This window comes from Mesorhizobium delmotii (genome assembly GCF_900149755.1).
GTDB lineage: Bacteria > Pseudomonadota > Alphaproteobacteria > Rhizobiales > Rhizobiaceae > Mesorhizobium > Mesorhizobium delmotii.
In genome coordinates, this window is sequence record NZ_FUIG01000035.1 from 58,418 (window position 1) to 80,716 (window position 22,299).

General features: G+C 64.1%; 18 protein-coding genes and 1 pseudogene. 7 read left to right on the plus strand and 12 right to left on the minus strand.

Annotation, left to right across the window (positions count from 1 at the left end; translation table 11 throughout):
* Positions 1 to 103 precede the first annotated feature (103 nt).
* The 8 genes and pseudogenes from BQ8482_RS21025 to BQ8482_RS21060 all read right to left on the minus strand — a co-directional run bounded on the left by BQ8482_RS21025 (position 104) and on the right by BQ8482_RS21060 (position 8,647).
* Positions 104 to 499 (minus strand): ester cyclase, encoded by a 396-nt coding sequence (locus BQ8482_RS21025; RefSeq protein WP_123149363.1) that lies wholly within the window; start codon positions 497 to 499, stop codon positions 104 to 106.
* Positions 500 to 662: 163 nt separating this feature from the next.
* Positions 663 to 1,805, minus strand: coding sequence for a DUF2333 family protein (locus BQ8482_RS21030; RefSeq protein WP_123149364.1), 1,143 nt, complete (start codon positions 1,803 to 1,805; stop codon positions 663 to 665).
* A gap of 33 nt (positions 1,806 to 1,838) precedes the next feature.
* Positions 1,839 to 3,143, minus strand: a complete 1,305-nt coding sequence (locus BQ8482_RS21035) for a DUF6638 family protein (protein WP_123149365.1) — start codon at positions 3,141 to 3,143, stop codon at positions 1,839 to 1,841.
* Positions 3,144 to 3,210: 67 nt separating this feature from the next.
* Positions 3,211 to 3,621: an endonuclease domain-containing protein gene (locus BQ8482_RS21040; RefSeq protein WP_123149413.1), complete on the minus strand. Its 411-nt coding sequence runs from the start codon at positions 3,619 to 3,621 to the stop codon at positions 3,211 to 3,213.
* Positions 3,622 to 3,671: 50 nt separating this feature from the next.
* Positions 3,672 to 5,354 (minus strand): annotated as a pseudogene (locus tag BQ8482_RS21045) (AAA family ATPase); the annotation flags it as partial.
* 24 nt (positions 5,355 to 5,378) lie between these two features.
* Positions 5,379 to 6,524 (minus strand): hypothetical protein, encoded by a 1,146-nt coding sequence (locus BQ8482_RS21050; protein WP_123149366.1) that lies wholly within the window; start codon positions 6,522 to 6,524, stop codon positions 5,379 to 5,381.
* Positions 6,525 to 6,559: 35 nt separating this feature from the next.
* Positions 6,560 to 7,648 carry a hypothetical protein gene (locus tag BQ8482_RS21055; protein WP_123149367.1) on the minus strand — a complete coding sequence of 363 codons (1,089 nt, stop codon included), beginning with the start codon at positions 7,646 to 7,648 and terminating at the stop codon, positions 6,560 to 6,562.
* A 393-nt stretch (positions 7,649 to 8,041) separates the two neighbouring features.
* Positions 8,042 to 8,647 (minus strand): thymidine kinase, encoded by a 606-nt coding sequence (locus BQ8482_RS21060; RefSeq protein ID WP_123149368.1) that lies wholly within the window; start codon positions 8,645 to 8,647, stop codon positions 8,042 to 8,044.
* Positions 8,648 to 8,865: 218 nt separating this feature from the next.
* On the opposite strand from BQ8482_RS21060, the gene BQ8482_RS21065 reads away from it, so the two are divergent.
* The 4 genes from BQ8482_RS21065 to clpS all read left to right on the plus strand — a co-directional run bounded on the left by BQ8482_RS21065 (position 8,866) and on the right by clpS (position 12,520).
* Positions 8,866 to 9,813, plus strand: a complete 948-nt coding sequence (locus tag BQ8482_RS21065) for a choline ABC transporter substrate-binding protein (RefSeq protein ID WP_123149414.1) — start codon at positions 8,866 to 8,868, stop codon at positions 9,811 to 9,813.
* Positions 9,814 to 9,950: 137 nt separating this feature from the next.
* Positions 9,951 to 10,805, plus strand: coding sequence for a choline ABC transporter permease subunit (gene choW, locus BQ8482_RS21070; protein WP_095494431.1), 855 nt, complete (start codon positions 9,951 to 9,953; stop codon positions 10,803 to 10,805).
* Complete coding sequence (gene choV, locus BQ8482_RS21075; RefSeq protein ID WP_123149369.1) at positions 10,802 to 11,983, plus strand: choline ABC transporter ATP-binding protein; 1,182 nt, start codon at positions 10,802 to 10,804, stop codon at positions 11,981 to 11,983. Before choW ends, choV begins: the two co-directional genes overlap by 4 nt.
* A gap of 231 nt (positions 11,984 to 12,214) precedes the next feature.
* Positions 12,215 to 12,520, plus strand: coding sequence for an ATP-dependent Clp protease adapter ClpS (clpS, locus tag BQ8482_RS21080; protein WP_029349886.1), 306 nt, complete (start codon positions 12,215 to 12,217; stop codon positions 12,518 to 12,520).
* 169 nt (positions 12,521 to 12,689) lie between these two features.
* Here the strand turns inward: clpS and BQ8482_RS21085 are convergent, their stop codons facing one another.
* From BQ8482_RS21085 to BQ8482_RS21100, 4 genes are read right to left on the minus strand one after another with little or no spacing between them, the layout of a single operon-like run.
* Positions 12,690 to 14,777: a hypothetical protein gene (locus BQ8482_RS21085; protein ID WP_123149370.1), complete on the minus strand. Its 2,088-nt coding sequence runs from the start codon at positions 14,775 to 14,777 to the stop codon at positions 12,690 to 12,692.
* A gap of 3 nt (positions 14,778 to 14,780) precedes the next feature.
* Positions 14,781 to 17,603 (minus strand): DUF4159 domain-containing protein, encoded by a 2,823-nt coding sequence (locus BQ8482_RS21090; protein WP_123149371.1) that lies wholly within the window; start codon positions 17,601 to 17,603, stop codon positions 14,781 to 14,783.
* Positions 17,600 to 18,514: a DUF58 domain-containing protein gene (locus BQ8482_RS21095; protein ID WP_123149372.1), complete on the minus strand. Its 915-nt coding sequence runs from the start codon at positions 18,512 to 18,514 to the stop codon at positions 17,600 to 17,602. The genes BQ8482_RS21090 and BQ8482_RS21095 overlap by 4 nt, the downstream gene beginning before the upstream one ends.
* Positions 18,514 to 19,518: an AAA family ATPase gene (locus BQ8482_RS21100; RefSeq protein WP_027151026.1), complete on the minus strand. Its 1,005-nt coding sequence runs from the start codon at positions 19,516 to 19,518 to the stop codon at positions 18,514 to 18,516. Before BQ8482_RS21100 ends, BQ8482_RS21095 begins: the two co-directional genes overlap by 1 nt.
* Before the next feature lie 146 nt (positions 19,519 to 19,664).
* On the opposite strand from BQ8482_RS21100, the gene BQ8482_RS21105 reads away from it, so the two are divergent.
* The 3 genes from BQ8482_RS21105 to BQ8482_RS21115 are packed head-to-tail and all read left to right on the plus strand — an operon-like array spanning position 19,665 to position 22,238.
* Entirely contained in the window at positions 19,665 to 20,294 is a 630-nt protein-coding gene (locus BQ8482_RS21105; protein WP_123149373.1) for a DUF1285 domain-containing protein, read from the plus strand.
* Between the two features lie 46 nt (positions 20,295 to 20,340).
* Positions 20,341 to 20,973, plus strand: coding sequence for a CoA pyrophosphatase (locus tag BQ8482_RS21110; RefSeq protein ID WP_123149374.1), 633 nt, complete (start codon positions 20,341 to 20,343; stop codon positions 20,971 to 20,973).
* 8 nt (positions 20,974 to 20,981) lie between these two features.
* Complete coding sequence (locus BQ8482_RS21115) at positions 20,982 to 22,238, plus strand: CCA tRNA nucleotidyltransferase (protein ID WP_123149375.1); 1,257 nt, start codon at positions 20,982 to 20,984, stop codon at positions 22,236 to 22,238.
* Positions 22,239 to 22,299: the final 61 nt, after the last annotated feature.

Consider the following 22,299-nt stretch of genomic DNA (forward strand, 5'->3'; position numbering starts at 1 on the left):
GTATAGAAGCCAGAGCACGCGCCGCTCTGCCGTCTCAAAACAGCCGCGGAATGCACGGAATGCGACAGGGTTCGAGCGCTGGTCGGCGCTTTGAACGGTGGCGCTAGAATGCGCCGATCTGGTGCATCAGCCCCAAGCCGTCAAGCTGGCCGAAATGCTCGACCACGATGCCGTTCTCAAGCCGATCAATGTGAATCACCCCAACCGACACGCAATTTCCGCTCGGTTCGACGCCATGGAAGATGCCGGTGTGCGTGCCCTGAAAGCGGCAGCGCGTGACCACCTTGTCGGCATCGCTGACACAGTCGTCGATGACGTGATGTCCGTCCGGGAATCCAACAAAGAATTCGGTCAGGGATTTTCGCCAGTCGTCGAAGCCGATCGGGTTGGCGCTGGCGAGATGAACGGCGAGATCTGGAGAGACCAGACTGGACAGTTTATCCCAGTCTTGCGTGTCGATCGTGGCATAGAAATTTCGAGCAAATTCCCGGAGATCCATCTCGTGTCCTCGCTGGCTGCCGCCCAGCGGTTGAACGACGACGAGGCAGTCAGGTTCCGCTCTCCGCGATGTGCGGCCGAACTATTGCCTCGACACGTTGCTGATCTCGACCAGCGACAGCGGTGATTTCAAGCCAAGACGTCTTTTTCACTATTCGCTTCCTTCAGCGATCCAGAACGGACCTGATCTCGACGAGGTTCGATCGCACCCTAAGCACATAGAACCCCATCGTGGTGAGGTGGGTGGGCATGATCCAGCCATCCTCGCGGCCGTTGGAGATTATGAAAGGCTGGATGGCGAGCGCCGCCTTGAGCTGGCCTTCCACGCTGTTCCACAGTGGTGTGAGGCCGCGATTGTCGAGGATCTGCTGGAAGTCGTGATGCGCCGCCGTCAGGATGCCGTAATAGCCGTAGAGCTGGCCGTAGGCGAACCAGAAGCGGTCGTCAGCGCGCGTGTCGAACCAGCCGCTGTTGAAGTTCTGCGAACGGTCGCGGATCATGTCCGACGTCGAGCCTATGTCGCTCGCGATCCGGTCGACGAACTGCATCAGATTGTCGGCGCGCGCGTTGAAGACAACCTCGCATTTCATGAGCCGGTCGTTGAAGGCGCGAAGGCTGCTCGCCGCCGTGCGATAGAAACTCGGCGTCGGGGTTTTTGGACCAAAGGGCCGGAGGCCGAAATACCAGGTTTCCTCGTCGAAGGTGATCGCGCCGCGCGCATCCTGCAGGTTCTGGTCGATCTGGCTGGTGCCGCGGACGCGGCCTAGCGTGTCGACAAGCTCGACCGCGGTGCGCCGGATGGCCTGATTGACCCCGCGCTGGAAGGAGGCCTTGTTGTCGAGAAACGGCGTGCGGTCCCAGTCCATGCCGAAGAACCCGAGCTTGTAGAGTATCATCGACGAGATCCAGGCGTTCTCGTTGACGTTGAAATCGATGAGATCGGCCGCGACCTGGACAATGGCCGAGTTGGTGCAGGTCTTGACCTCTCCCTCGACGCCAGCGGCTTCCCCGGTGACAGAAGGAGCGGGCTGCGCCGGGGCGGTTCCGGCCGGCTGGGTGAAATTATATGCCTCCGCATACGCGGGATTGAAGTTGCTCCAGGCCTGCGTGTTCCAGATGAAGTAGCCGTAGAGGCCGACCAGCATGAGCAGAGCGAGGCCGAGCACCGCCTTCAGGATCCAGCCGCGCTGCGTATACCAGCGCCCGGCCCACATGAACGGCCACAGGATCACGCCGACGGCGAAGCCGATACCGCGGCCGATCCACTGGAAAATCCGTGTGAAGAAATTCACGATCGGATCAAGCATGGCGATGTCACCCCTCGTCAGTCAGCCGGTCATTCAATCGGTAAGGCCGTAGAGGCGTGTGCGAAACGCCACCTTGTCTTTCAGATATGTGGTTTTCAGAACGTCCACAACATGCGATCGCCAGGCGTCGCTGAACCCGTCGTAGTCCCTGTAGAAACCAGGTTTGTTGAAGACGTAGCGCGACACGAAATCCTGCGGCACGAAATCCGAGATCAGCTGGTTGGTCAGCCAGGCGTCGGGATGGCCGGGCTTGGCCCGGATCGCCAGGAAACGCTGCTGCGGGAACACGTCCTCGACCTTGAGATAGCCGAGGTGAGCGATCTCGCGCTTGGCGGCGTTGAGAAAGGGAAAATTGCCGTCCCTGGTGATCAGGTCGGCATGGCCGTGGATCCAGGTCTGCAGCCAGACCTTGTCGACATCGGTCAGATTACGGTCGGGCTCGGCGTCGCGGATCAGCGCGCGCACCACCATTTCGGCGCGATGTTCGAGATAGCCTGACGTTTCGATCCATGAGGCTCGCGGCAGTTCGATGCGGCCGGTCGCGGCGAGGAACTTGAACACCCTGTCGGCATCATTGATCGAGAGGTAGCTCACTTGCCACGGCCGCGAGCGGCGGAAGCCGGGTGCTGCCGGGTCGCTGATCACCGTCGTCATATCAGGGTCGATGAACACATAGAGCCCGCCGAAATGGCTGGTCCAATAGGCGCTGTGGCGAAAGATCACCTGATCCGGCACCAGCGCGTTCTCGCGGATGTCGCCGCAGATCTTGGCAAGCTCCACCATGCGGGTGAGCATGGCGTTGTCGCGCCAGGCGTCTGGCTCCTGCTTCAGCTGGTCGACGAGCTTGCCGAGTTCGGCGGCCTTGCCAAGCACGTCCTCCGCCGACAGCACCTTGAACTCGACCTGGCTGATCGACAGCAGATCCTCGATGTCGTCGACCTTGGGGACCGAATCCTCGATCTCGCCATAGATGACATCCTTGATGGTCAGCGCGTCGATGGCGCGCTGGTTCTTCGACATGAACTCGAACATCAGTTGCGAGGTGTTGGAAAAGGCGGTGTGCACCACCGGCAGGTCGATCTGCGACGGTGTCAGGATGATGAAACGGCGGTTGATCTCGTTGGGATCGAGATAGCTGTAGTCGCCGCATTCCTCGGCCACCTGCGGCGAGAAGCCGGTGCGGTCGATCTCGAAGCTCTTCAGCTTCGTCGGCTTCAGGCCGAAGGCGACCATCGCCTTGTTGTAGCGCTGGATAAGATGCGGCTCGTCGATGGTCAGCAGCCGGCCATAGATCAGCTCGTTCTCGCGCAGCAGATCGGGTTTCCTGGCGGAGCTCATGCTTCCTTCTCCCCGTTTACGGGGAGAAGGTGCCCGAAGGGCGGATGAGGGGCGGCGCAGACGCTCATCATCTTTCCTCTGAAGTTGCTGACGGCAGAAATTTCGCGTCGACAGCGATCATTTTTTTAACCAGTCGACCGTCCAGGACCGCTACGATCGTATCCAACACGCTTTTGCGACTCGCTAGGACATCAGCGTGCCACACCCGCAGCACCGACCAGCCGTTCCGGTTCATCGGTTCGTCCCTGTACCGATCCTGAGATCGATTTGCGTGCTGGCTTCCATCAACTTCCAAAACCAGATTGGCTTCACGGCAGGCGAAGTCTGCAAAATATGGACCGATTGGCAGTTGACGAACAAATTCATGGCCATTCAATCTCCGTCCACGCAGTTCGCTCCAGAGTTTTTCCTCGGCGTCGTTTTCAACTTTCCGAAGTTGCCGGGCCTTTGATACTTTCGGTTCGTTTCCACCACGCATTGCGCTGCCCCTCATCCGCCCTTCGGGCACCTTCTCCCCGTGAACGGGGAGAAGACTTCAGGCTTCTCGAACCACTCGTCCGGCAGCTCGATGTCCATGGCGCGCATCTTGATCGCGTCGGTGACGTTCTTGATGGCGCGGCCGGTGAAGCGCGGCTCGGCCTCCTTGATCATGTGCAGATAGGTGCCGATGTCGGCCATCGACTTCGGTGCGCCGTTCTCCTTCATGTAGCGCTCATAGACCGTCATGAGACCGTCTTCCCTGGGCTTCTCATGCTCTTCATAGGCTTCCATCACCGCGCGCTGGATTTCCTGGGCGGCGTAGAGCTTGTGGTCGCCGAGCGGGATCTTGTGGTTCTTGCCGGCGAGCAGCACGAAGATGTCGGTGTAATCGTCGCGGCTCTGCGGCCCATCGACCAGCCAGCGGGCGCCGGCGCGCTGGCGCAGCGCGTCGTCGACGTTCTCGGGATAGTTGGAGAACATGCCGAAGGAGCAGTTGCCGCGCACCACCGTGCCGGCGCCCCCGAACGCGTCCATCAGGACACCGGTGATTTCCTGCTGGCCGGCCGAGGCGCGATCGTCGGATCGTCTGGCCGCCACCTGATCGATATCGTCGATGGTGCCGAAGCCGATGACGCGCGGGTTCAGCACATTGTTGATGAACTGGCGGCAGTTCTGGCCCGACTTGCCCTGGTAAGAGGAGATCTGGTCAACGCCGAAATTCTCGTAGGCGAAGGGATAGCCGGCGACCTGGCAGTAGCCGTTGACGAGACCGGCGATCATCTGGATCAGCGTCGTCTTGCCGGTGCCCGGCGCGCCGTCGCCGATGAAGGTGAACAGGAAACCGCCGAGTTCGACGAACGGGTTCAGCTCGCGCTCGAAATCGTAAGCCATCAGCATCTTGGCGAGCTTCACCGACTGGTACTTGGCGATGTGATTGCCGACGACCTCTTCCGGCTTCTTGAAGGTCATCACCAGCGGCTTCGACCGCTTGCCCGGTGCGACGTCGAAGCCGTCGAGGGTGAAGTCGTCGACGTCGATGCGGATATGCGCGTTCTCGAACGAACCGATGCCGTCGAAGCGGCCCTTTCGCGCCAAAAGCCCGTCGATGGCGACGCGGGCGAAGGCGCGCGCCCGGGTCATCAGCTCGGAGTCGTCCTTCGCGCCTGATATCGCCCTGTCGAGGCCGGCAACAATCGACTTCACTGCATCCTGCGGCGTGTCGAACAGGAAGTCCGGCTCGGGCGTATCGTTCGGCGCCTCGCCGTCGCTGTCGATCAGCTGGAACAGATAGGAGGCGAGGCTGAAGGCCGAAATATAGGCCGAAGCCGACAGCAGCTTCTTGAAGGTGGCGGCCTCGTCGCCTTCGAGCGGGGCGCGGGCGTTTTTCGCCTTCAAGCTCTCTAGATCTGAGCCTTCGGCGAAGACATCAGCGATGGCAAGCGCGATCGCCAGCCCGCGCCGGGTGCGAAACAGCAGCATGTGCTGTGCAATGCTCAGCAACTGGTCGTCGGGATGGACGGCGGCGACGGTCTTGGAAAGCTCGACCTCGCGTGTGCGGCGCGCCGAGCCGACCGAGACGGTCGAGACGAAGCGGCGGTTGGTGCCGGCAAGTGCCGTTCCGGACTCCCGCGACGGATCCTCCAGCACGACGATGCGGGTGATGAAGCTCTGCGCCGTGGCGCGGTGCTTTTCGATTGCCGCTTCCGAAATCGTGGTCAGGCCGGTGTCCATGAAGGATGCTCCGCGGTTTGACGGTCAGACGTCACTGATGACCTGTCCTTTGGACAGGATGTGGACCTTGTAGCCGGAAAAAATCTTCTGCGCCTCGCCGGCGGCGTAGAGCGCCTGATAGGCCTCATGCGGGATCAGCGCATGCTTCTCGTAGCTCGACACGCCCTGTCGCGCCGCCTCCAGATCGTCGGTGTCGATGAAGAATTCCTGCGTCGCCTTCTCGCTTGAGAAAAGGCCTTTGCGACCTGGCTTCTCGGCCTTGGAATAGACCTCCTGGATGGTCCAGGTCAGCAGCCAGGCGTTTTCCGGCTTGCGCACCTTGGCCAGCACTTCGCTCACCGTCGAATTGTTCTCGGTGATGCCTGCCGAATAGAACGGACCGAGCACGACGCGGCGCAGCTGCTTGGGGTGGAGCGGCTCGAAATCCTTGTCGAGGTTGACCGCGATCGTCGCCGGCGACAGGCTGTAGGCGGAATTCTTCTCGGTGAAGTCGTCGAAACGGTGGGCGAGCTCAGGATTGAGCAGCCCTTCAACGGGAAGCGGAATGTCGACCTTGTTGTTGAGCTTGCCGTTGCGGTCGACAAGCTGCCCGATCATCTCTTCGGAGGAATCCTCGACCGTCACCATGTAGACCAGCGGCAGGTTGGCGCTGCCGTCGAAGGCGGCCCAATGGACGAGATAGTAGGGTCGCCCGGTCTTCGGATTGACCGAGACTTTTGCCGTCTGCGCCAAGGTGAACGGCCCGAAGGTCGTCTCGCTTCTGACGCCCTCCAGATAGAGCCGCTCGGCCATCGACTTCTGCAGCGCCTCGGGGAATTCCTTGTGGCGCAGGATGAAGTCGGCCATTTCCTCGCGCAACTCGTCGGCCAGCGGTATGTTGGCGAGACGCGTATCGGCCTGGCGGCGATCGTTTTCCAGTTCGAGCACGTTCTGGAAGACTGGAAAGCCGCTTTCGGCGCGCGAAATGCGGAACGTCTCCATGAAACCCAGCCGGTTGCGCCAGCAGGAAAACGAGTTGTCGAGCCGCGCGATGTATTCGGCGACGATCTTGGCGACGATGCCGTGCCGGTAGAGCGGCGAGCGATCGTCGCGCATGAATACTTCGAGGCCGCTGAGTGCCGCCGTGATCGCCGAGAAATAACGCGTTGCCGCTTCGTTTTCGGGGGTCATGCAGCCAGCCCTTCGGAGCGATGCGGGTGCAGCAATTACGACTGCACGTAGTTTGCCGCATTGTGCTTCTTCAGCACGTCGTCGAAGCGGCGGGCAAAGGCATCATCGGCCAGCTTCTTGCGGCGCTGGATGTCGGCGGTCGCCACCATGTTCTTCTCGTGCATTTCGAGGAGATCGCCAATGTGCTTCTGCGAGGCCGCGCCGATGCCGGCCATGGTCTCCTCGGCGGTGTTGTCGACCTGGCTGCCCAGCGTGTTGATCTTGTGGGCAACGTCCTGCTGGGCGGCGGTCTTCAGCGAGTCTTCCAGCGCCTTGTAGAGGACGATGCGCTGCTCGGTATCGATGGTCAGCTTGTTGATCAGCGTCGACTGCGCCGCGATCTGGTTGTTGAGCGAATCGACGAAGGTCTGGAACATCGAGGTGTAGCGCTCCAGCGTCTGGCTTTCGGCCAGCAGCTCCTGCTCCTTGGCCTGCTTCTCATTGTACTCCGTGGCCAGTTTCGAACGGTCGCCTTCGAGCTCGGTGCGCTCCTTCTGGCTGATCGAGGCGGCGATCTTGTTCTCGATGTCGAGCAGCATCGGATTGAGCTCCTCGATACGCTTCTGCACGGTCTCCAGATTGGACATGGTCGCCTTGCGGCGCTCGATCACCTGCGACAGGCTGGCCTCGGAGGTCTTGTAACGCTGGTCGAGGATCTGCTTCTGCGCCTTGAGGATGCCGACGATGGTGTCGGATTTCGCCAGAAGCTCCTGCAGATTGCCGGCCAGCGACATGTTGCGGACGCGGTCGGTGCGCATGCGTTGCTTGCTCTGGTCGGAAAATATGCCGACGAAGCTTTCCCAGCCGGTGTAGTTCTTCATGCTCTCGAATTCGGCGCCGAAGACGTTGGTGGCGTCCTCCAGCCCGATGATCAAGTCGGCGATGTTGCCTTCCATCACCTTCTGCTGCTTCAGCACATCCTCGATGCGGGCGTTCTCGAGGTCGAAATTGGCGTCGCCGATCTTCTTGTCGGTCTTGGCGAGCGTGTCGAGCACCGTGCCGGACTGCTCGATTTTGGTGCGCATGTCCTGCACGACCTGCTTGGTCTTGGCAATTTCGGCATCGAAATTCTGCAATGTCGCCATAGGGGCCTCCCGCTTCGGCATCTGTTTCGTGTCGCGAACCGCCGCGAATATATGTGTGGCATGGGGGGAAGGGAAGGCGGAAGATTAGGAGTTTGCGAAGGATAGCGCCGAAACCCGACACAAAAAACCCGCCTCGGCGGCGGGTCGTTGGCGCAATCAGCACCATGGCCAAACTACTAGCATAACTGCCGTCACAAAGCAACGAATAGCTCCCCGATCGCGGTTCTTCTTGCCGGTTCTTTCCCCTCCTCCTCGCACCGTTCGATGCGCACGCAACGCGGAATAGCACTGGTCAGGCTTGATGCATGTCGCCCAAAAGTGCGCAGCGGTTTTGGGACAACGACACGCATAACAACGAGAACTGAAGCGCGTCGCGTGAAGACGCGACGCGCTTTAGGTGAAGCCGATGAAATCGTTGGGCGCGGCGCGGCCCATTTCTTCTTCCCAGTGGCGGCGGCAGAGCGAGACATAGACATCCTTGCCGATCGCCACCTGTTCGCCCTGTCTCGCCACCTTGCCGTCCGAGCCGAGGCGCACGACCATCGTCGCCTTGCGGCCACAGCGGCAGATGGTGCGCACCTCGCGCAGATCGTCCGATATCGCCAAGAGCGCGCGCGAGCCGGAAAACAGCTTGCCCTGGAAATCGGTGCGCAGGCCGTAGCACATCACCGGGATGTTCAGCCGGTCGGCGATGCGGGCGAGCTGCCACGCCTGCTCCTCCTCGAGGAACTGCGCCTCGTCGACGAAGACGCAATGCACGGTCGTGTGGTCGTGATGCTCGGCGACCCGGGCGAACAGATCGTCGCCGTCGCGGAACATCTCAGCCTCCGTCTCCAGGCCGATGCGCGACGAGATCAGCCCGGTATCGCCCTTGCGGTAATGGCCGGCGACGAACAGCATCGTCGTCATGCCGCGCTCGCGGTAATTGTACGAGGCCTGCAGCAGCATCGTCGTCTTGCCGGCATTCATCGTCGCATAGTGGAAGTACAGCTTGGCCATGCCGCCCTTTTAAGCCGAGTTGTCCCGGCGCGGGGAGGGGGCGTCCTCACATTCCACCGGAAAAGCGGCGAACGTGTCGCTGATCGGCCAGCCCGCGCCGTTGATCGCGATTGTCTTATCGCTTGAAACCGCACCAGAATGGTGTTTGGCTGACGAAACAAGGCGGAGACAAAACCGCAATTTCGCTTCGCCGATAGATCACAATGGGAGAATACATGATGTCGCGTATGAAACTATTCGCCGCCGGCTTCGGTCTGGCGGCATTTCTTTCCGCGGGCGGCGTACTCGCCGCCGAGCCGGAAAGCTGCAAGCCGGTGCGTTTTGCCGATGTCGGCTGGACCGACATCACCGCCACCACCGCTACCGCCAGCGTCATCCTCGAAGCGCTCGGCTACGAACCCGACGTGCAGGTGCTGTCGGTTCCGGTCACCTACACCTCGCTGAAGAACAAGGACGTCGACGTCTTCCTCGGCAATTGGATGCCGACCATGGAAGCCGACATAAAGCCCTATCTCGAAGACAAGTCGGTCGAGACGATCGTGACCAACCTCGAAGGCGCAAAGTATACGCTCGCCGTGCCGCAGCACACCTATGACGCCGGTCTCAAGGATTTCGCTGATATCGCCAAGTTCAAGGACAAGCTCGACAACAAGATTTACGGCATCGAAGCCGGCAATGACGGCAACCGCCTGATCCTCGACATGATCGCCGCCGACAAGTTCGGCCTGAAGGATTTCGAGCTCGTCGAAAGCTCGGAGGCCGGCATGCTGTCGGCGGTGCAGAAGGCGGCCGCATCGGGCGAAGACGTGGTCTTCCTCGGCTGGGAGCCGCATCCGATGAACGCCAACATCAAGATGGCCTATCTGTCGGGCGGCGACGAGGTGTTCGGCCCGAATTTCGGCGGCGCGACCGTCGCCACCAATGTCCGGGCCGGCTACACCACTGAATGCCCGAACGTCGGCGCGCTGCTCAAGAACATGGTGTTCTCGCTCAAGATGGAAAACGAGATCATGGGTGCGATCCTCAATGACGGCGCCGACCCGAAGGCCGCGGCTACCGAATGGCTCAAGGCCAATCCGGACGCGATGACGCCATGGCTCGCCGGTGTGACGACGTTCGACGGCGGCGACGCCGCGGCCGCCGTGAAAACCGCGCTGGGTTCGTAGCAGACTTACACCCTCCCCCTTGTGGGGAGGCGCGGCACGCGCCGCGGTGGGGTGCGTGACCACCCCACCCCGCTCCGCTGCGCGGTTCGACCCACCCCGCCAGGGGAGGGTGAAGAAGAAATGAGGGGACATTTGCCATGGATCCGGTTTCGCAACTGATTTCGAGCTTCAAGATCCCGATCGGGCGGTGGGGCAAGACCTTCTTCGACTTCCTGACCACCAATTTCGAGTGGTTTTTCGACAGTATCGCCGACGGGCTCACCGTCGTTCTCGACGGGCTGGTCGATCTTTTGCTGCTCGTCCCGCCGGTTCTCCTGGTTGCCGCCATAGCCGGGCTTGCCTGGTACCTGCAGAAATCATGGAAGCTGGCGCTTGCCGTCGCGCTCGGCCTCCTGTTCATCGTCAACCAGGATCTCTGGCAGGAAACCGTCGAGACGCTGGTGTTGGTCGTGGGCGCCGCTGCGGCCTCCATGGCCATCGGCGTGCCGATCGGCATCTGGGCGGCGCATAACGAGCGTGGCTACCGCTATCTCCAGCCAATCCTCGACCTTATGCAGACTATGCCGACCTTCGTCTACCTGATCCCGGTGCTCATTCTCTTCGGCCTCGGCATCGCTCCCGGCCTCATCGTCACCGTCATCTTCGCCGCTCCTGCGCCGATCCGCCTGACGCATCTCGGCATCACCTCGGTGCCGAAACCGATGATCGAGGCCGGCGAAGCCTTCGGCGCGACAAAACGCCAGCTCCTGTGGAAGGTAGAGCTGCCGGCGGCGCTGCCGACCATCATGGCGGGGCTGACGCAGTGCATCATGCTCTGCCTCTCCATGGTCGTGATCGCTGCGCTCATCGGCGCCAACGGCCTCGGCAAGCCGGTGGTGCGCGCGCTGAACTCGGTCAACATCCCGCTCGGGCTCGAAGCCGGCCTCGCCATCGTCGTGCTCGCCATCATCCTCGACCGCATCAGCCGCATTGGCACGGGAGCCGCCAAATGAGCGCCGCGGTCGATTTCAAGAATGTCGACATCGTCTTCGGCGCGGCGCGCAAGGAAGCGCTGGCGCTCGTAGACAGCGGCGCGACGCGTCAGGAAATCCTGGAGAAGACCGGCGCCGTGCTCGGCTGCGCCGGCGCCAATTTGACCGTCAACGAGGGCGAGATTTCCGTCCTGATGGGCCTCTCCGGCTCCGGCAAATCGACGCTGCTCCGCGCCGTCAACTTGCTCAACGTGCCGGCGCGCGGCAACGTCATGGTCAAGGACGGCGACCGCATGATCGATGTCGCGGCTTGCGACGCCGCCACGCTGCGCCACATCCGACAGACGCGGGTCGCCATGGTGTTCCAGCAGTTCGGCCTTCTGCCCTGGCGCACCGTCGCGGAAAATGTCGGCTTCGGCCTAGAGCTTTCCGGCGTGCCCGAAGCCGAGCGCAAGGCGCGCGTCGAGCGCCAGTTGAAGCTCGTCGGCCTCGACCAGTGGGCGTCGAAATACGCCCACGAGCTTTCCGGCGGCATGCAGCAGCGCGTCGGGCTGGCGCGCGCGTTTGCCACCGAAGCGCCGATCCTGCTGATGGACGAGCCGTTCTCGGCGCTCGACCCGCTGATCCGGACCAAGCTGCAGGACGAATTGCTGCAGCTTCAGGCCGAGCTGAAGAAGACCATCATCTTCGTCAGCCACGACCTCGAGGAGGCGCTGAAGATCGGCAGCCACATCACCATCATGGAAGGCGGGCGCATCGTGCAAACCGGCGCGCCGGAAGACATCGTGCTGCGCCCCGCCAACGACTATGTCCGCGACTTCATCGCCAATGTGAATCCGCTCTCGGTGCTGACCGCCTGGAACGTGATGCGCGACCGCCGCGACCTCGACCACGGCGAGGACGGCTGGGTGTGGCTCGACCGCCGCAAGACGACGCGTTTCAAGATCGACGAGCACGGGCTGGTGGCGGCGGCCGAGCGCGACGGCAAGCCGGCGTTCTGGGTGTCGTGCGCCGATGTCGAGGCGCAGCCGGAGGAGACGACGCAGGTATTCTGGGCCAATCCCGGCACCTCGCTGAAGACGGTGATGCTGGCCATGCACCGCTCGCAGACCGCACCGGTGGCGCTGTTCGACGACCAGTCGCGCTTCGTCGGCGCCATCGGCGTCAGGGACGTGCTGTCGGCGGTGTTGCGGCGATAGCTGTTTTCTAAACGAAACGGCCCGTATCGTTCCTTCGCGCGCGCCTGTCCTGCCGCACATCTCCCCCACTGGGAGATTGGCTGCCGTCACGGATTTCGCCAATTGCATGGGCACGGACTTGTGAACGGTCGCGCTTCCCGGGAAGGCGGTTTGTGCGCGGCTTAAAATGGACGACCGCTTTTGCCTATGTCAGAATAAAAGCGAAATTCTTGCGCGCAGTTGCCGGTTCCGATGCCTGAGATCGTCACCAAACCCCGCACCAAGACGAAGCCGCAAATCGAACGGCCGAAGCTCTACAAGGTCATCCTCCTCAATGACGATTTCACGCCGCGCGAGTTCGTGGTGACGGTGCTCAAGGGCGAATTCAAGCTGAGCGAAGACCAGGCGCGGCGGGTGATGATCACCGCGCACCAGCGCGGCGTCTGCGTCGTCGCCGTCTTCACCAGGGACGTCGCGGAGACCAAGGCGACACGGGCGACCGATGCCGGCAAGGCCAAGGGCTACCCGCTGATGTTCACGACAGAACCGGAGGAGTAGAGCGGTTTTCCCTTCTCCCCCTGTGGGAGAAGGTGGATTGTCGCGGAGCGACAAGACGGTTGAGGGGTGCTGGACGAGGCGCCGTCGGTGTCAAGCTGGAACACCCCTCATCCGACCGAGCTCCGCTCGGCCATCTTCTCCCACAAGGGGAGAAGGATAAACCGCTTTGCTACCGCCCCTCGCGGTACCACATCGAGCCCAATGCCAGAAGCAGCAGGCCGAGGCCGAGGAACCCGCCGAACAGCGGCACGCGCGAGACGGCCTTCAGCACGCTGTCGTCGGTGGTGCGCAGGCCGATCCAGTCGTTGCCGGCCGCCGCACCCGAGGAGCGGACCGGAACGACCGACGGCAGCGTCACGCCGCCGGTGAGATTGCCAAGGGTCGACGATTGCGCCAGCCGGCGCACGCTGCCGCCGGTGGCCTCGGCCGGCGCCTTCAGCCGGTTCTCGGTGGAGACGACGTCGGTGAATTCCGGCGCATTGACCGGGCCGACATGGGCAAGCGCCTTCAGGTCGCCATTGCCGACCTGATAGAGGCCGATCTCGCTGGTTTCGATGCTGCCCAGGAAGACGCCGGGTTCGGCTCTCTCTAGCTTGACGGTCATCGCCTTGCCGGACGGGGTGATGATCTGCGCCGGGCCGGGATCGTCGCTCATCGTCTGGCGGCGGATTTCCAGCATCATGCCGCGGCCGTCGGCGGTCAGCCGCTCCTCCTCGAGTTCGGGCTCCTTCATCAGCCAATGGGCGATGCGGCGATAGAGCTGGACATGCGGGCCGCCGCCCTCGAAGCCGCGCGCCCACAACCAGCCCTGGTCGGACAGAAACATGCCGACGCGGCCTTCGCCTTTGCGGTCGAGCAGCAGCAGCGGTCGGTTGTCCGCCCCCTTCATCACCGCCTCGCCCTCAGGGTTCTCGACGCCGATGGTGCGGAACCAGCGGCTCCAGTGCGGCGGCTCGGTGGCGGAGCCGTCGAGCCCGCGCGTCACCGGATGGCGCTGGCCGAGCTCGGTGAGGCGCGGATAGAAGGCCTTGTCGACGACTTCGCCGGTCGGCATCGCCGGCAGCGCCGACATCAAAGGCGTGCGGGCGATGGAGCTTTCGCCGGCATATTCAGGCCCTGCCGCGATCAGCAGCGCGCCGCCCTTTTCGACATATTCGGCGATGTAGTCGTAGTAGAGGATCGGCAGCACGTCGCGATGCTGATAGCGGTCGAAGATGATCAGGTCGAAATCCTTGATCTTCTCGACGAACAGCTCGCGCGTCGGGAAGGCGATCAGCGACAGTTCGTTGATCGGCGTGCCGTCCTGCTTTTCCGGCGGCCGCAGAATGGTGAAGTGGACCAGATCGACCGAGGCGTCGGATTTCAGAAGGTTGCGCCAGGTGCGCTCACCAGCATGCGGCTCACCGGAAACAAGCAGCACGCGCAAATTCTCGCGGATGCCGTCGATCAGCGCGATGGCGCGGTTGTTGGTGTCGGTGAGTTCGTCGGGCTCGGGGTCGATGGCGAGTTCGACGATGTTGCGGCCGGCGCCGGGAATGGTCACCTGCAGCGGCATGGCCTGGCCGATGGTGGCGCGCTCGACCGAAACCTGCTCCCCATTGACCGACACGCGCACGTCGACCGAGCCGGCCTCGTTGTTGGTGCCGATGACGCGATAGGTCATTTCGAGCGGCTTGCCGACCAGACCGAAGCGCGGCGCATTCTCGAAGCGGATGCGGCGATCCTTTTCCTGGTCGTTGCCGGTGATCAGCGCGTGCAGCGGGGCGTTGAAGTCGGGCGTGCCGCCGGGGGCGTCATGCACCTCGCCATCGGTGATCATGATGGCGCCGCCGATGCGCGAAGGCGGCACGTCGCGGAAAGCGCTTTCAAGCGCGCCGAAAAGCCGCGTCTCGGTGCGCTCCTCGGCGGCTTCCGACTTGCCGGCCTCGACGACGCGGACGTCGAACTGCTTGAAGCGGCCAAGACGCTGCTGAAGCCCGGCCAGCGCCTCGTCTGTTTGCTTGGTGCGCTCGCCAATGTCCTGGCTCTGGCTGCGGTCGACGACGACGGCGACGACGCTTTTCAGCGCCTCACGCTCTTCGTCGAGCAACACCGGGTTGAGCAGGGCCGCACCCAGCGCCAGCAGGGCGGCAAAACGGAAGACCGCGCCGCGCTGGCGAAACCAAAAACCGACCAATGCCAGCAGCAACAGCGGCGCCAGCACCAGGCCAAGCAGCGGCCAGGAGATGAGCGGTTCGAAGGCGAGCGACAAGTTCATGGCTTACTGCCCCAGCCGCTCGAGCAGCACCGGCACATGCACCTGATCGGATTTGTAGTTGCCGGTCAACATGTACATCATGATGTTGACGCCTGCGCGCAGCGCATAAATGCGCTGCATCGGGTCCGACGGCACGGTCGGCAAAAGCGGGTCGCCATTCTCGTCGACCGCCCAGGCGCCGGCGAAATCATTGGCGGTGATCATGATCGGCGAGACGCCGTCGCCGGTGCGTACCGGGCGGTTCTCGGTGTTGCTGGCTTCGAGCGACGCCGCGACCCAGAGCGGTCCGCCGGCGAAACGTCCGGGAAACTCAGGCAGGATGTAGAAGGATTTGGTCAGCACATGGTCCGACGGCACCGGCTCCAGCGCCGGCACGTTGAGGTTGCCGAGGATGTCGCGCAGCCGCTCCGTCGCCGGGCTGGCCGAATCCGCGCCGATGCCGGTGGCGAACTGGTCGCGCGTGTCGAACAGCACCGTGCCGCCCTGCTGCATATAGGCGTCGACGCGTGCGATCGCGGCCTGGCTCGGCATCGGCGCGGCAGGATCGATCGGCCAGTAGATCAGCGGATAGAAGGCAAGCTGGTCCTTCGAGATATCGACGCTGGCCGGCGCCCCCGGCTCGAGCGCGGTCTTCTCGATCAGGAAGCGGGTCAGGCCCTCCAGCCCGGCCTGGCTGATCGAATCGACGCTCCGTTCGCCGGTCTGCACATAGGCGATCCGGGTCTTCGAAATGTCCTCGATCGCCCGTTCGTCGCCAGGTTTGGCATCGTCGGCGCGGGCGATGTCGGTGTGGCCGACCAGGGCGCCGAGCGCGATCAGCAGGGCGGCGGCGGTTGCGGCAGCGCCGGCGCGGCGCGGCCGGCGCGAGAACAGGCCGCCCATCCAGAACACCGCCAGCGTATCGAGCACCATCAGCAACAGGGCTGCCGCAACCAGCGGGCCCTTCAAATTGTGCGATTCGTCGAAAGCATACTGGATGGTGGTGACCGGCACGGTGATCTGAGGACGGACCAGCGGTGCGAAGCTGCTTTCAGCATTGAGCAGATTGTGGGCGAGGACGCCGGTTTCGGAGCCGTACAGGCCGGGCGGGTTGTCGAACGTCACCGGCAGCGGGCCGGCACCCGGCACCAGCGGCCGTGCATCCGGCGTCGGCGGCACCAGCGTGCCGTCGGCTGATATCATGCGGTAGGGCGCCAGCGAGGTGGCGGCGGCCTCGGCATTGGCAGCCGCCGCGCCCTGGTTGCGCGACAATTGCACGATGCGGCGCAGCATCTCGACGAAGCTGCCGGAGATCGGCAGGTTCGACCAGGTCGCCTCCGGCGTAACATGGAACAGGACGAGCGTGCCTTTGCCCTTCTTCATCCCGGTCACCAGCGGCGTGCCGTCGGCAAGCGTGGCCCAGGTGCGCTCGACGATATCGGGCGTCGGCTCGGCCAGCACCTGCCTGGTGACGGTGACCTCGGCGGGCGGAGCGAGATCGGCGAAGGGACCGGTCTTTGTGAAATCTGTGACCGGCTGCGGCGTCGTCCACGACAGCGCGCCGCCGAGCGAACGCTCGCCGGTGCGCAGCCTGACCGGCAGCAGGTCATCGTCATTGCCGGCGGCGACCAGCCGCGAGCCGGCGAACCGCACCAGCGTGCCGCCATTGTCGACCCAGTCGACCAGCCTTTGCCGCACCTGCTCCGGAATGGTGCCGACATCGGCCATGACGACCATCGCCGGCTTCTGGTCGAGGAGTTGCGGGATGGCATCGGCAAGGTCGGCGCTCGACGGCTCGGTCAGATCGGCGAAGGGCTGCAGCGCGCGGCGGATGTAGTACAGCGGCGACAAAAGCGGCTGCGCCTGGTCGGCCTCGGCCTGCGACAGCAGCCCGACGCGGCGACGCTTGGAATTCTCGTCGAGCACGCGGACGACGCCGGCCTGCCGCTGGCCGTCGAGCGCGATCGAGGCGAAGTCGTTGCGCAGTTCGAACGGCACCGCCATGGTGCCGGTGGCGGTGGATTCGCCCGGTGAGAAGGTCAGCGTGGCGTCGGCGATGCGGCGGCCCTTGTCGTCGAAGGCGCCGGCGGTCACCTGAGCCGGCGCCGGATCGCCCGGCGCGCGGATGGCGGTCAGCTCGAAGCCGTCCACCTGGTTGTCGGCGCCGGTCAGGCCGATCAAGCCAGCCCGGTCGGAGGCGGCCCAGACGACACGGGCGGCGTTCTTCGACAAAAGCGTGTTGAAGGCGGCCTCGTCGCCTTCCGCCGCCAGACCGTCGGCGAGCACGGCAACGCTGGCGCCCGGCAAGGTCTCCAGGGTTGCCGCGACGCGGGCGTAGACGGCAGGGCGGTCGGTCGGGATCGGCCGCGGCTTTGCCGCGCGCAGCCGGTCGAGCGCGGTGGCGGCGTCGAAGGGACCGATCTCGGCATTCGGCTTCTCGGCGGTGAAGGCGATGATGACGGGCACGTCGTTGGAGCTGGCATCGGTGATCAGCCGTTCGGCAGTGGCGACGCGCTGGCCCCAGTCGGCGGCACTTGCCCAGTCATTGTCGATGACCAGCGCAAGAGCGGCGCCCTCGGCCGGCAGTCTTTCACGCGGGTTGAAGACAGGTTCGGCAAGCGCCGCAACGATGAGGGCCGCCATCAGCAGCCTGAGCAGCGTCAGCCACCACGGGCTCTGTTGCGGCGTCTCCTCGCGCTTCAGCACGCGGGCCAGGATCTTCAGCGGCGGGAAGACCTCGGTCTGCGGCTTGGGCGGGGTGAACCGCAACAGCCACCAGATCACCGGCAGCGCCAGAAGGCCCCACAGCACCATCGGTGCCCCGAAGGATAGCGGCAGCCAGCTCACGCGCGGATCCTCCCGGCTGAGCTGCCATCGACGGTCATCGCCATGTGGACTCGCACCAGCGCATCGGAGGCAAGGCGGTCGGTGTGGTTAACGGTGAAGCTCCATCCGAGCCGCTTGCACCAGTCGGTCAGTTCCTGACGCCGGGCGATGTAAAGCAGTCGGTATTCATCGCCCAGCGTTTCGGCACGGCCGGCAGTCAGCTTGTCGCCGGTCTCGGGATCGGTGAACTCGGTGCGGCCGGCATAGGGGAATCTCTCCTCGGCCGGGTCGGCGACCTCGATCAGATGGGCACGCACGCCGTGGCGGGCGAGCACGTCGAGCCAGGCGATGGTGTCCTCGACCGGATCGAGGAAGTCGCTGACGATGACGATGTCGCAGAAGCGGCGAATAGCGGATAGGTCGGGCTTCACCGGCAATTCGCCGGCATGGGTGAGTTGCGCCGCGATGCGCTCGGCGCCGTTGCGGGCGGTGAACGGATCGGTCAGCCCGGGCCAGGCGATGCGCTCGCCGCTGCGCGACAGAAGCTCGGCCATGGCCAGCGCCAGCACCAGCGCGCGGGATTCCTTCGAGACGGTGGCTCCTGTCGATTTGTAGAGCATGGAGGGCGAGGGGTCGGCCCACAGCCACACCGTATGAGCGGCTTCCCATTCGCGGTCGCGCACATAGATGTGGTCGTCGCGGGCCGAGCGGCGCCAGTCGATACGCGAGGAATCGCCTTCGACATAGGGCCGGAACTGCCAGAAATTCTCGCCGATGCCGCGCTTGCGGCGGCCGTGCCAGCCGGCGATCACCGTGTTGACGATGCGGCGCGCCTCGACCAGCAGGTCCGGCACCAGCGACGCCCGCAACCGGCCGCGGGCGAGCGCGTCACGCGTCGCCGCCGGTGCCTGGGCCTCGCCTATACGCGCCATCAGATGCCTTTTGCCAGTTTCGCCACCACGTCGCGCACGGTCGTGCCCTCGGCACGGGCGGCAAAGGTCAGCGCCATGCGGTGCTGCAGCACCGGCTCGGCCAGCGCTCTGATATCGTCGATCGAGGGCGCCAGCCGTCCATCATAGAGGGCGCGGGCGCGGGCGCATAGCGTCAGCGACTGGCTGGCGCGCGGCCCCGGGCCCCAGGCGACGTGCTTGTCAGTCTCGGCATTGCCCTGGCCGGGGCGCGCCGAGCGCACCAGCTGGAGGATCGCCTCGACGACGCTTTCCGGCACCGGCATGCGGCGAATGAGGGTCTGGATCTCCTTCAGCCGCGCCGGCTGCAGCACGTTCTGCGCCTTGGCGTCCTCGATACCGGTGGTCTCCAGAAGGATGCGGCGCTCCGCCTCGATTTCCGGATAGAGGATGTCGACCTGCATCAGGAAACGGTCGAGCTGCGCCTCGGGCAGCGGATAGGTGCCCTCCTGCTCCAGCGGGTTCTGCGTCGCCAGCACGTGGAAGGGCGCCGGCAGGTCGTGGCGGACGCCGGCAATGGTGACGTGGTATTCCTGCATCGACTGCAGCAGCGCCGACTGGGTGCGCGGCGAGGCGCGGTTGATCTCGTCGGCCATCAGCAGCTGCGCGAAGATCGGCCCGGAGATGAAGCGGAAGGAGCGCTTGCCGAATTCGTCCTGCTCCATCACCTCGGAGCCGAGAATATCGGACGGCATCAGGTCGGGCGTGAACTGGATGCGGCGGGAATCGAGGCCGAGCACGATGCCCAGCGTTTCGACCAGCTTGGTCTTGGCGAGGCCGGGCACGCCGACCAGCAGCGCATGACCGCCGGCCAACAGCGCCACCAACGTGCGTTCGACGACGCTTTCCTGGCCGAAGATGACGCGGCCGACGCCCTCGCGAACCCTGGAAATGTCGGCCAGCGCCGTCTCGGCCTGGGCGATCATGTCCTTTTCGCTGATCGGGCTTTCCTTGATCATCACGCTCATGCAGCATCGATCCTTCTCGTTGGAAATACCGGCTTGCACCTAAGACGCCACAGAGTGCCGCGATTCGGCCTCGAGTGGCGCCTGTCTTTGAACTTAAATCACTGACTTATGCTGACAAGCGGAACAACAGTGACTATTTCGTGACCATGACAGAACGCGCCGAAGATCGTGAAGGAAGTTTGACGACCGCGACCGAGGCGCGCGGACTGGAGGCGCTGATCTCGCGTGCCGCCCGCGCGGGCAAGGGGCCGGCCCCAGTAGAGCGCTGGAACCCGGCTTTTTGCGGCGATCTCGACATGGAGATCAGACAGGACGGCACCTGGTTCTACCAGGGCACGCCGATCGGCCGCATGCCGCTGGTGCAACTGTTTTCCTCCGTGCTGCGCAAGGACGAAGACGGCAAGACCTATCTGGTGACGCCGGTGGAAAGGGTCGGCATCCGCGTCGTCGATGCGCCTTTCATCGCCGTCGAGATGGATGTTTGCGGCACCGGCGATGGCCAAGTCGTCACCTTTCGCACCAATGTCGGAGATGTGGTCGAGGCCGGGCCGGAGCATCCGCTGCGCTTCGTCGACGAGGACGCGACCGGCGGCCTGAAACCCTATGTGCTGGTGCGCGGACGGCTGGAGGCGCTGGTGGCGCGGCCGGTGATGTATGAACTGGTCGAGCATGGCGAGGATATCGAGGTCGGCGGTCGAAGGATGTTTGCCGTCCGCTCGAAGGGCGCGGTTTATCCGATAATGCCGGCCGAAAAACTGCAGCGGCTGAGCGCATGAGAGGGCAGCGCCAAATGGACCGGGGCATGATGGACCAGGTGACGCTATGGACCAAGTGACGCCGGCGCCGTTTTCCGCCGCGGATTTTCGCGCTCGCGTCGCGGCACAGCCGCTGGCGCATGCCGCCGACGATTATGGCGACCATCGCTTCAACCCCGGCCATCCGCGTTTGAAGCTCGCAAAGGCGCTGCGCGATGCCGCGGTGCTGATCCCGGTGGTCGATCACGGACGCGACGCCACGGTTCTACTGACCAAGCGGGCGGAAAAGCTCCGCAACCATTCGGGGCAGGTGGCCTTTCCCGGCGGCACGATCGACCCGAGCGATGCGAGCCCGGAGGCGGCGGCCTTGCGCGAGACATTCGAGGAGATCGGTCTCGGCCGGGACCGCATCGAGATCATCGGCCGCATGCCCGATTATGTCTCCGGCAGCGGCTACCGGATCGCCCCGGTGCTGGCAATAGTGCGGCCGGGTTTTTCACTGACGCTGAATTCCCAGGAGGTCGACGCCGCCTTCGAAGTTCCGCTGCGCTTCCTGATGGACCCGGCCAACCACGGCCGCGACAGCCGCATGTGGAACGACCTCGAATGGGTCTTCTACGAAATGCCCTATGGCGGCCAGCGGATCTGGGGGGTCACCGCCGGCATCATCCGCACGCTCTACGAAAGGCTCTATACGTGAGCGGCCGGATGTCGCTCGCGGGCAAGGCCGACTGGCTCGGCGAACGGCACCTGCAGCGCCTGCTGGCGGCGCTGGCGGCTGGCGGCGAGGAGGCGCGTGTCGCCGGCGGTGCGGTGCGCAATGCGCTCATCGGCCAGCCGGTCGCCGACGTCGATATCGCCACCACGACCGTGCCTGATGAAACCATCCGCCGCGCCGAGGCGGCGGGCTTCAAGGCCGTGCCGACCGGCATCGAGCACGGCACCATCACGATTGTCGCCGGCGGGAAGCCGTTCGAGGTGACCACGCTGCGTGCCGACATCGAGACCGACGGACGGCGGGCCAAGGTGTCGTTCGGACGAGATTGGAAGGCCGACGCGGAACGGCGCGATTTCACCATCAACGCGCTCTATGCCGAGGCCGACGGGACGATCGTCGACCTGGTCGGCGGCGTCGCCGACCTCGAGGCGCGCCGGCTGCGCTTCATCGGCGATCCGGAGGCGCGCATCCGCGAGGATTATCTGCGCATCCTGCGCTTTTTCCGCTTCTTCGCCTGGTATGGCGACGGCCGGCCGGATGCCGAAGGGCTGAAGGCCTGCGCCCGGCTCAAGGAGGGGCTCGGCCAACTCTCGGTCGAGCGCGTCTGGTCCGAGCTGAAGAAGCTGCTGTCGGCCCCCGATCCATCGCGCGCTTTGCTGTGGATGCGCCAGGCCAGCGTGCTCACCAGCGTTCTGCCGGAGAGCGAGAAATGGGGCATCGATGCGATCCATGCGCTGACCAGGGCCGAGAAGGATCTAGGCTGGACGCCGGATCCGCTGCTCAGGCTGGAAGCGATCGTGCCGCCGGACGCCGCGCGGATGAAGATGCTCGCTGACCGGCTGAGATTCTCCATCAGCGATGCCGGCCGTCTGAGGCAGTGGGCGCTGACAGCGCCTGTCGAACCGAAGACGACCGAAGCCGAACTAGCAAAACGGCTCTATCGTGGCGATCATCAGGGCGTTGTCGATCGCTTGCGGCTGTCGCTCGCTTCCGCTCGAGCCCGCGCCGTCGAGGACAATGACGCGCTGCTCGAAGCCGGCGGCTTCTCGCGCCTGCTGGCCTTCACCGGAAAGTGGAAAAAGCCCGATTTTCCGCTCAAGGGCGCCGATCTGACGACGCTTGGCGCGTCGCCCGGACCGAAACTCGGCGCAACCTTGAAGAACCTCGAAAACGAGTGGATCGAGTCCGGCTTTGCGCTGGATCGCGGCGCGCTCCTCAAGCGCGCCGCAGAAGCACTCGAAAGTTAGAGACCGTTTGGAAACTCTACTCTGGCGGCCATCTGATGGCGTTTTCTGCGCTTCCGGCCTT

Excerpts from the sequence above, each read along its gene's own strand:
- BQ8482_RS21110 (WP_123149374.1), top strand. The coding sequence starts at position 20,341 with ATGGACCAAGTGACGCCGGCGCCGTTTTCCGCCGCGGATTTTCGCGCT.
- clpS (WP_029349886.1), top strand. The coding sequence starts at position 12,215 with ATGCCTGAGATCGTCACCAAACCCCGCACCAAGACGAAGCCGCAAATC.
- BQ8482_RS21055 (WP_123149367.1), bottom strand. The coding sequence starts at position 7,648 with ATGGCGACATTGCAGAATTTCGATGCCGAAATTGCCAAGACCAAGCAG.
- BQ8482_RS21065 (WP_123149414.1), top strand. The coding sequence starts at position 8,866 with ATGTCGCGTATGAAACTATTCGCCGCCGGCTTCGGTCTGGCGGCATTT.
- BQ8482_RS21035 (WP_123149365.1), bottom strand. The coding sequence starts at position 3,143 with ATGAGCTCCGCCAGGAAACCCGATCTGCTGCGCGAGAACGAGCTGATC.
- BQ8482_RS21030 (WP_123149364.1), bottom strand. The coding sequence starts at position 1,805 with ATGCTTGATCCGATCGTGAATTTCTTCACACGGATTTTCCAGTGGATC.
- BQ8482_RS21115 (WP_123149375.1), top strand. The coding sequence starts at position 20,982 with ATGTCGCTCGCGGGCAAGGCCGACTGGCTCGGCGAACGGCACCTGCAG.
- choV (WP_123149369.1), top strand. The coding sequence starts at position 10,802 with ATGAGCGCCGCGGTCGATTTCAAGAATGTCGACATCGTCTTCGGCGCG.
- BQ8482_RS21025 (WP_123149363.1), bottom strand. The coding sequence starts at position 499 with ATGGATCTCCGGGAATTTGCTCGAAATTTCTATGCCACGATCGACACG.
- BQ8482_RS21050 (WP_123149366.1), bottom strand. The coding sequence starts at position 6,524 with ATGACCCCCGAAAACGAAGCGGCAACGCGTTATTTCTCGGCGATCACG.
- BQ8482_RS21040 (WP_123149413.1), bottom strand. The coding sequence starts at position 3,621 with ATGCGTGGTGGAAACGAACCGAAAGTATCAAAGGCCCGGCAACTTCGG.
- BQ8482_RS21060 (WP_123149368.1), bottom strand. The coding sequence starts at position 8,647 with ATGGCCAAGCTGTACTTCCACTATGCGACGATGAATGCCGGCAAGACG.
- BQ8482_RS21105 (WP_123149373.1), top strand. The coding sequence starts at position 19,665 with ATGACAGAACGCGCCGAAGATCGTGAAGGAAGTTTGACGACCGCGACC.
- BQ8482_RS21095 (WP_123149372.1), bottom strand. The coding sequence starts at position 18,514 with ATGGCGCGTATAGGCGAGGCCCAGGCACCGGCGGCGACGCGTGACGCG.
- BQ8482_RS21085 (WP_123149370.1), bottom strand. The coding sequence starts at position 14,777 with ATGAACTTGTCGCTCGCCTTCGAACCGCTCATCTCCTGGCCGCTGCTT.
- choW (WP_095494431.1), top strand. The coding sequence starts at position 9,951 with ATGGATCCGGTTTCGCAACTGATTTCGAGCTTCAAGATCCCGATCGGG.
- BQ8482_RS21100 (WP_027151026.1), bottom strand. The coding sequence starts at position 19,518 with ATGAGCGTGATGATCAAGGAAAGCCCGATCAGCGAAAAGGACATGATC.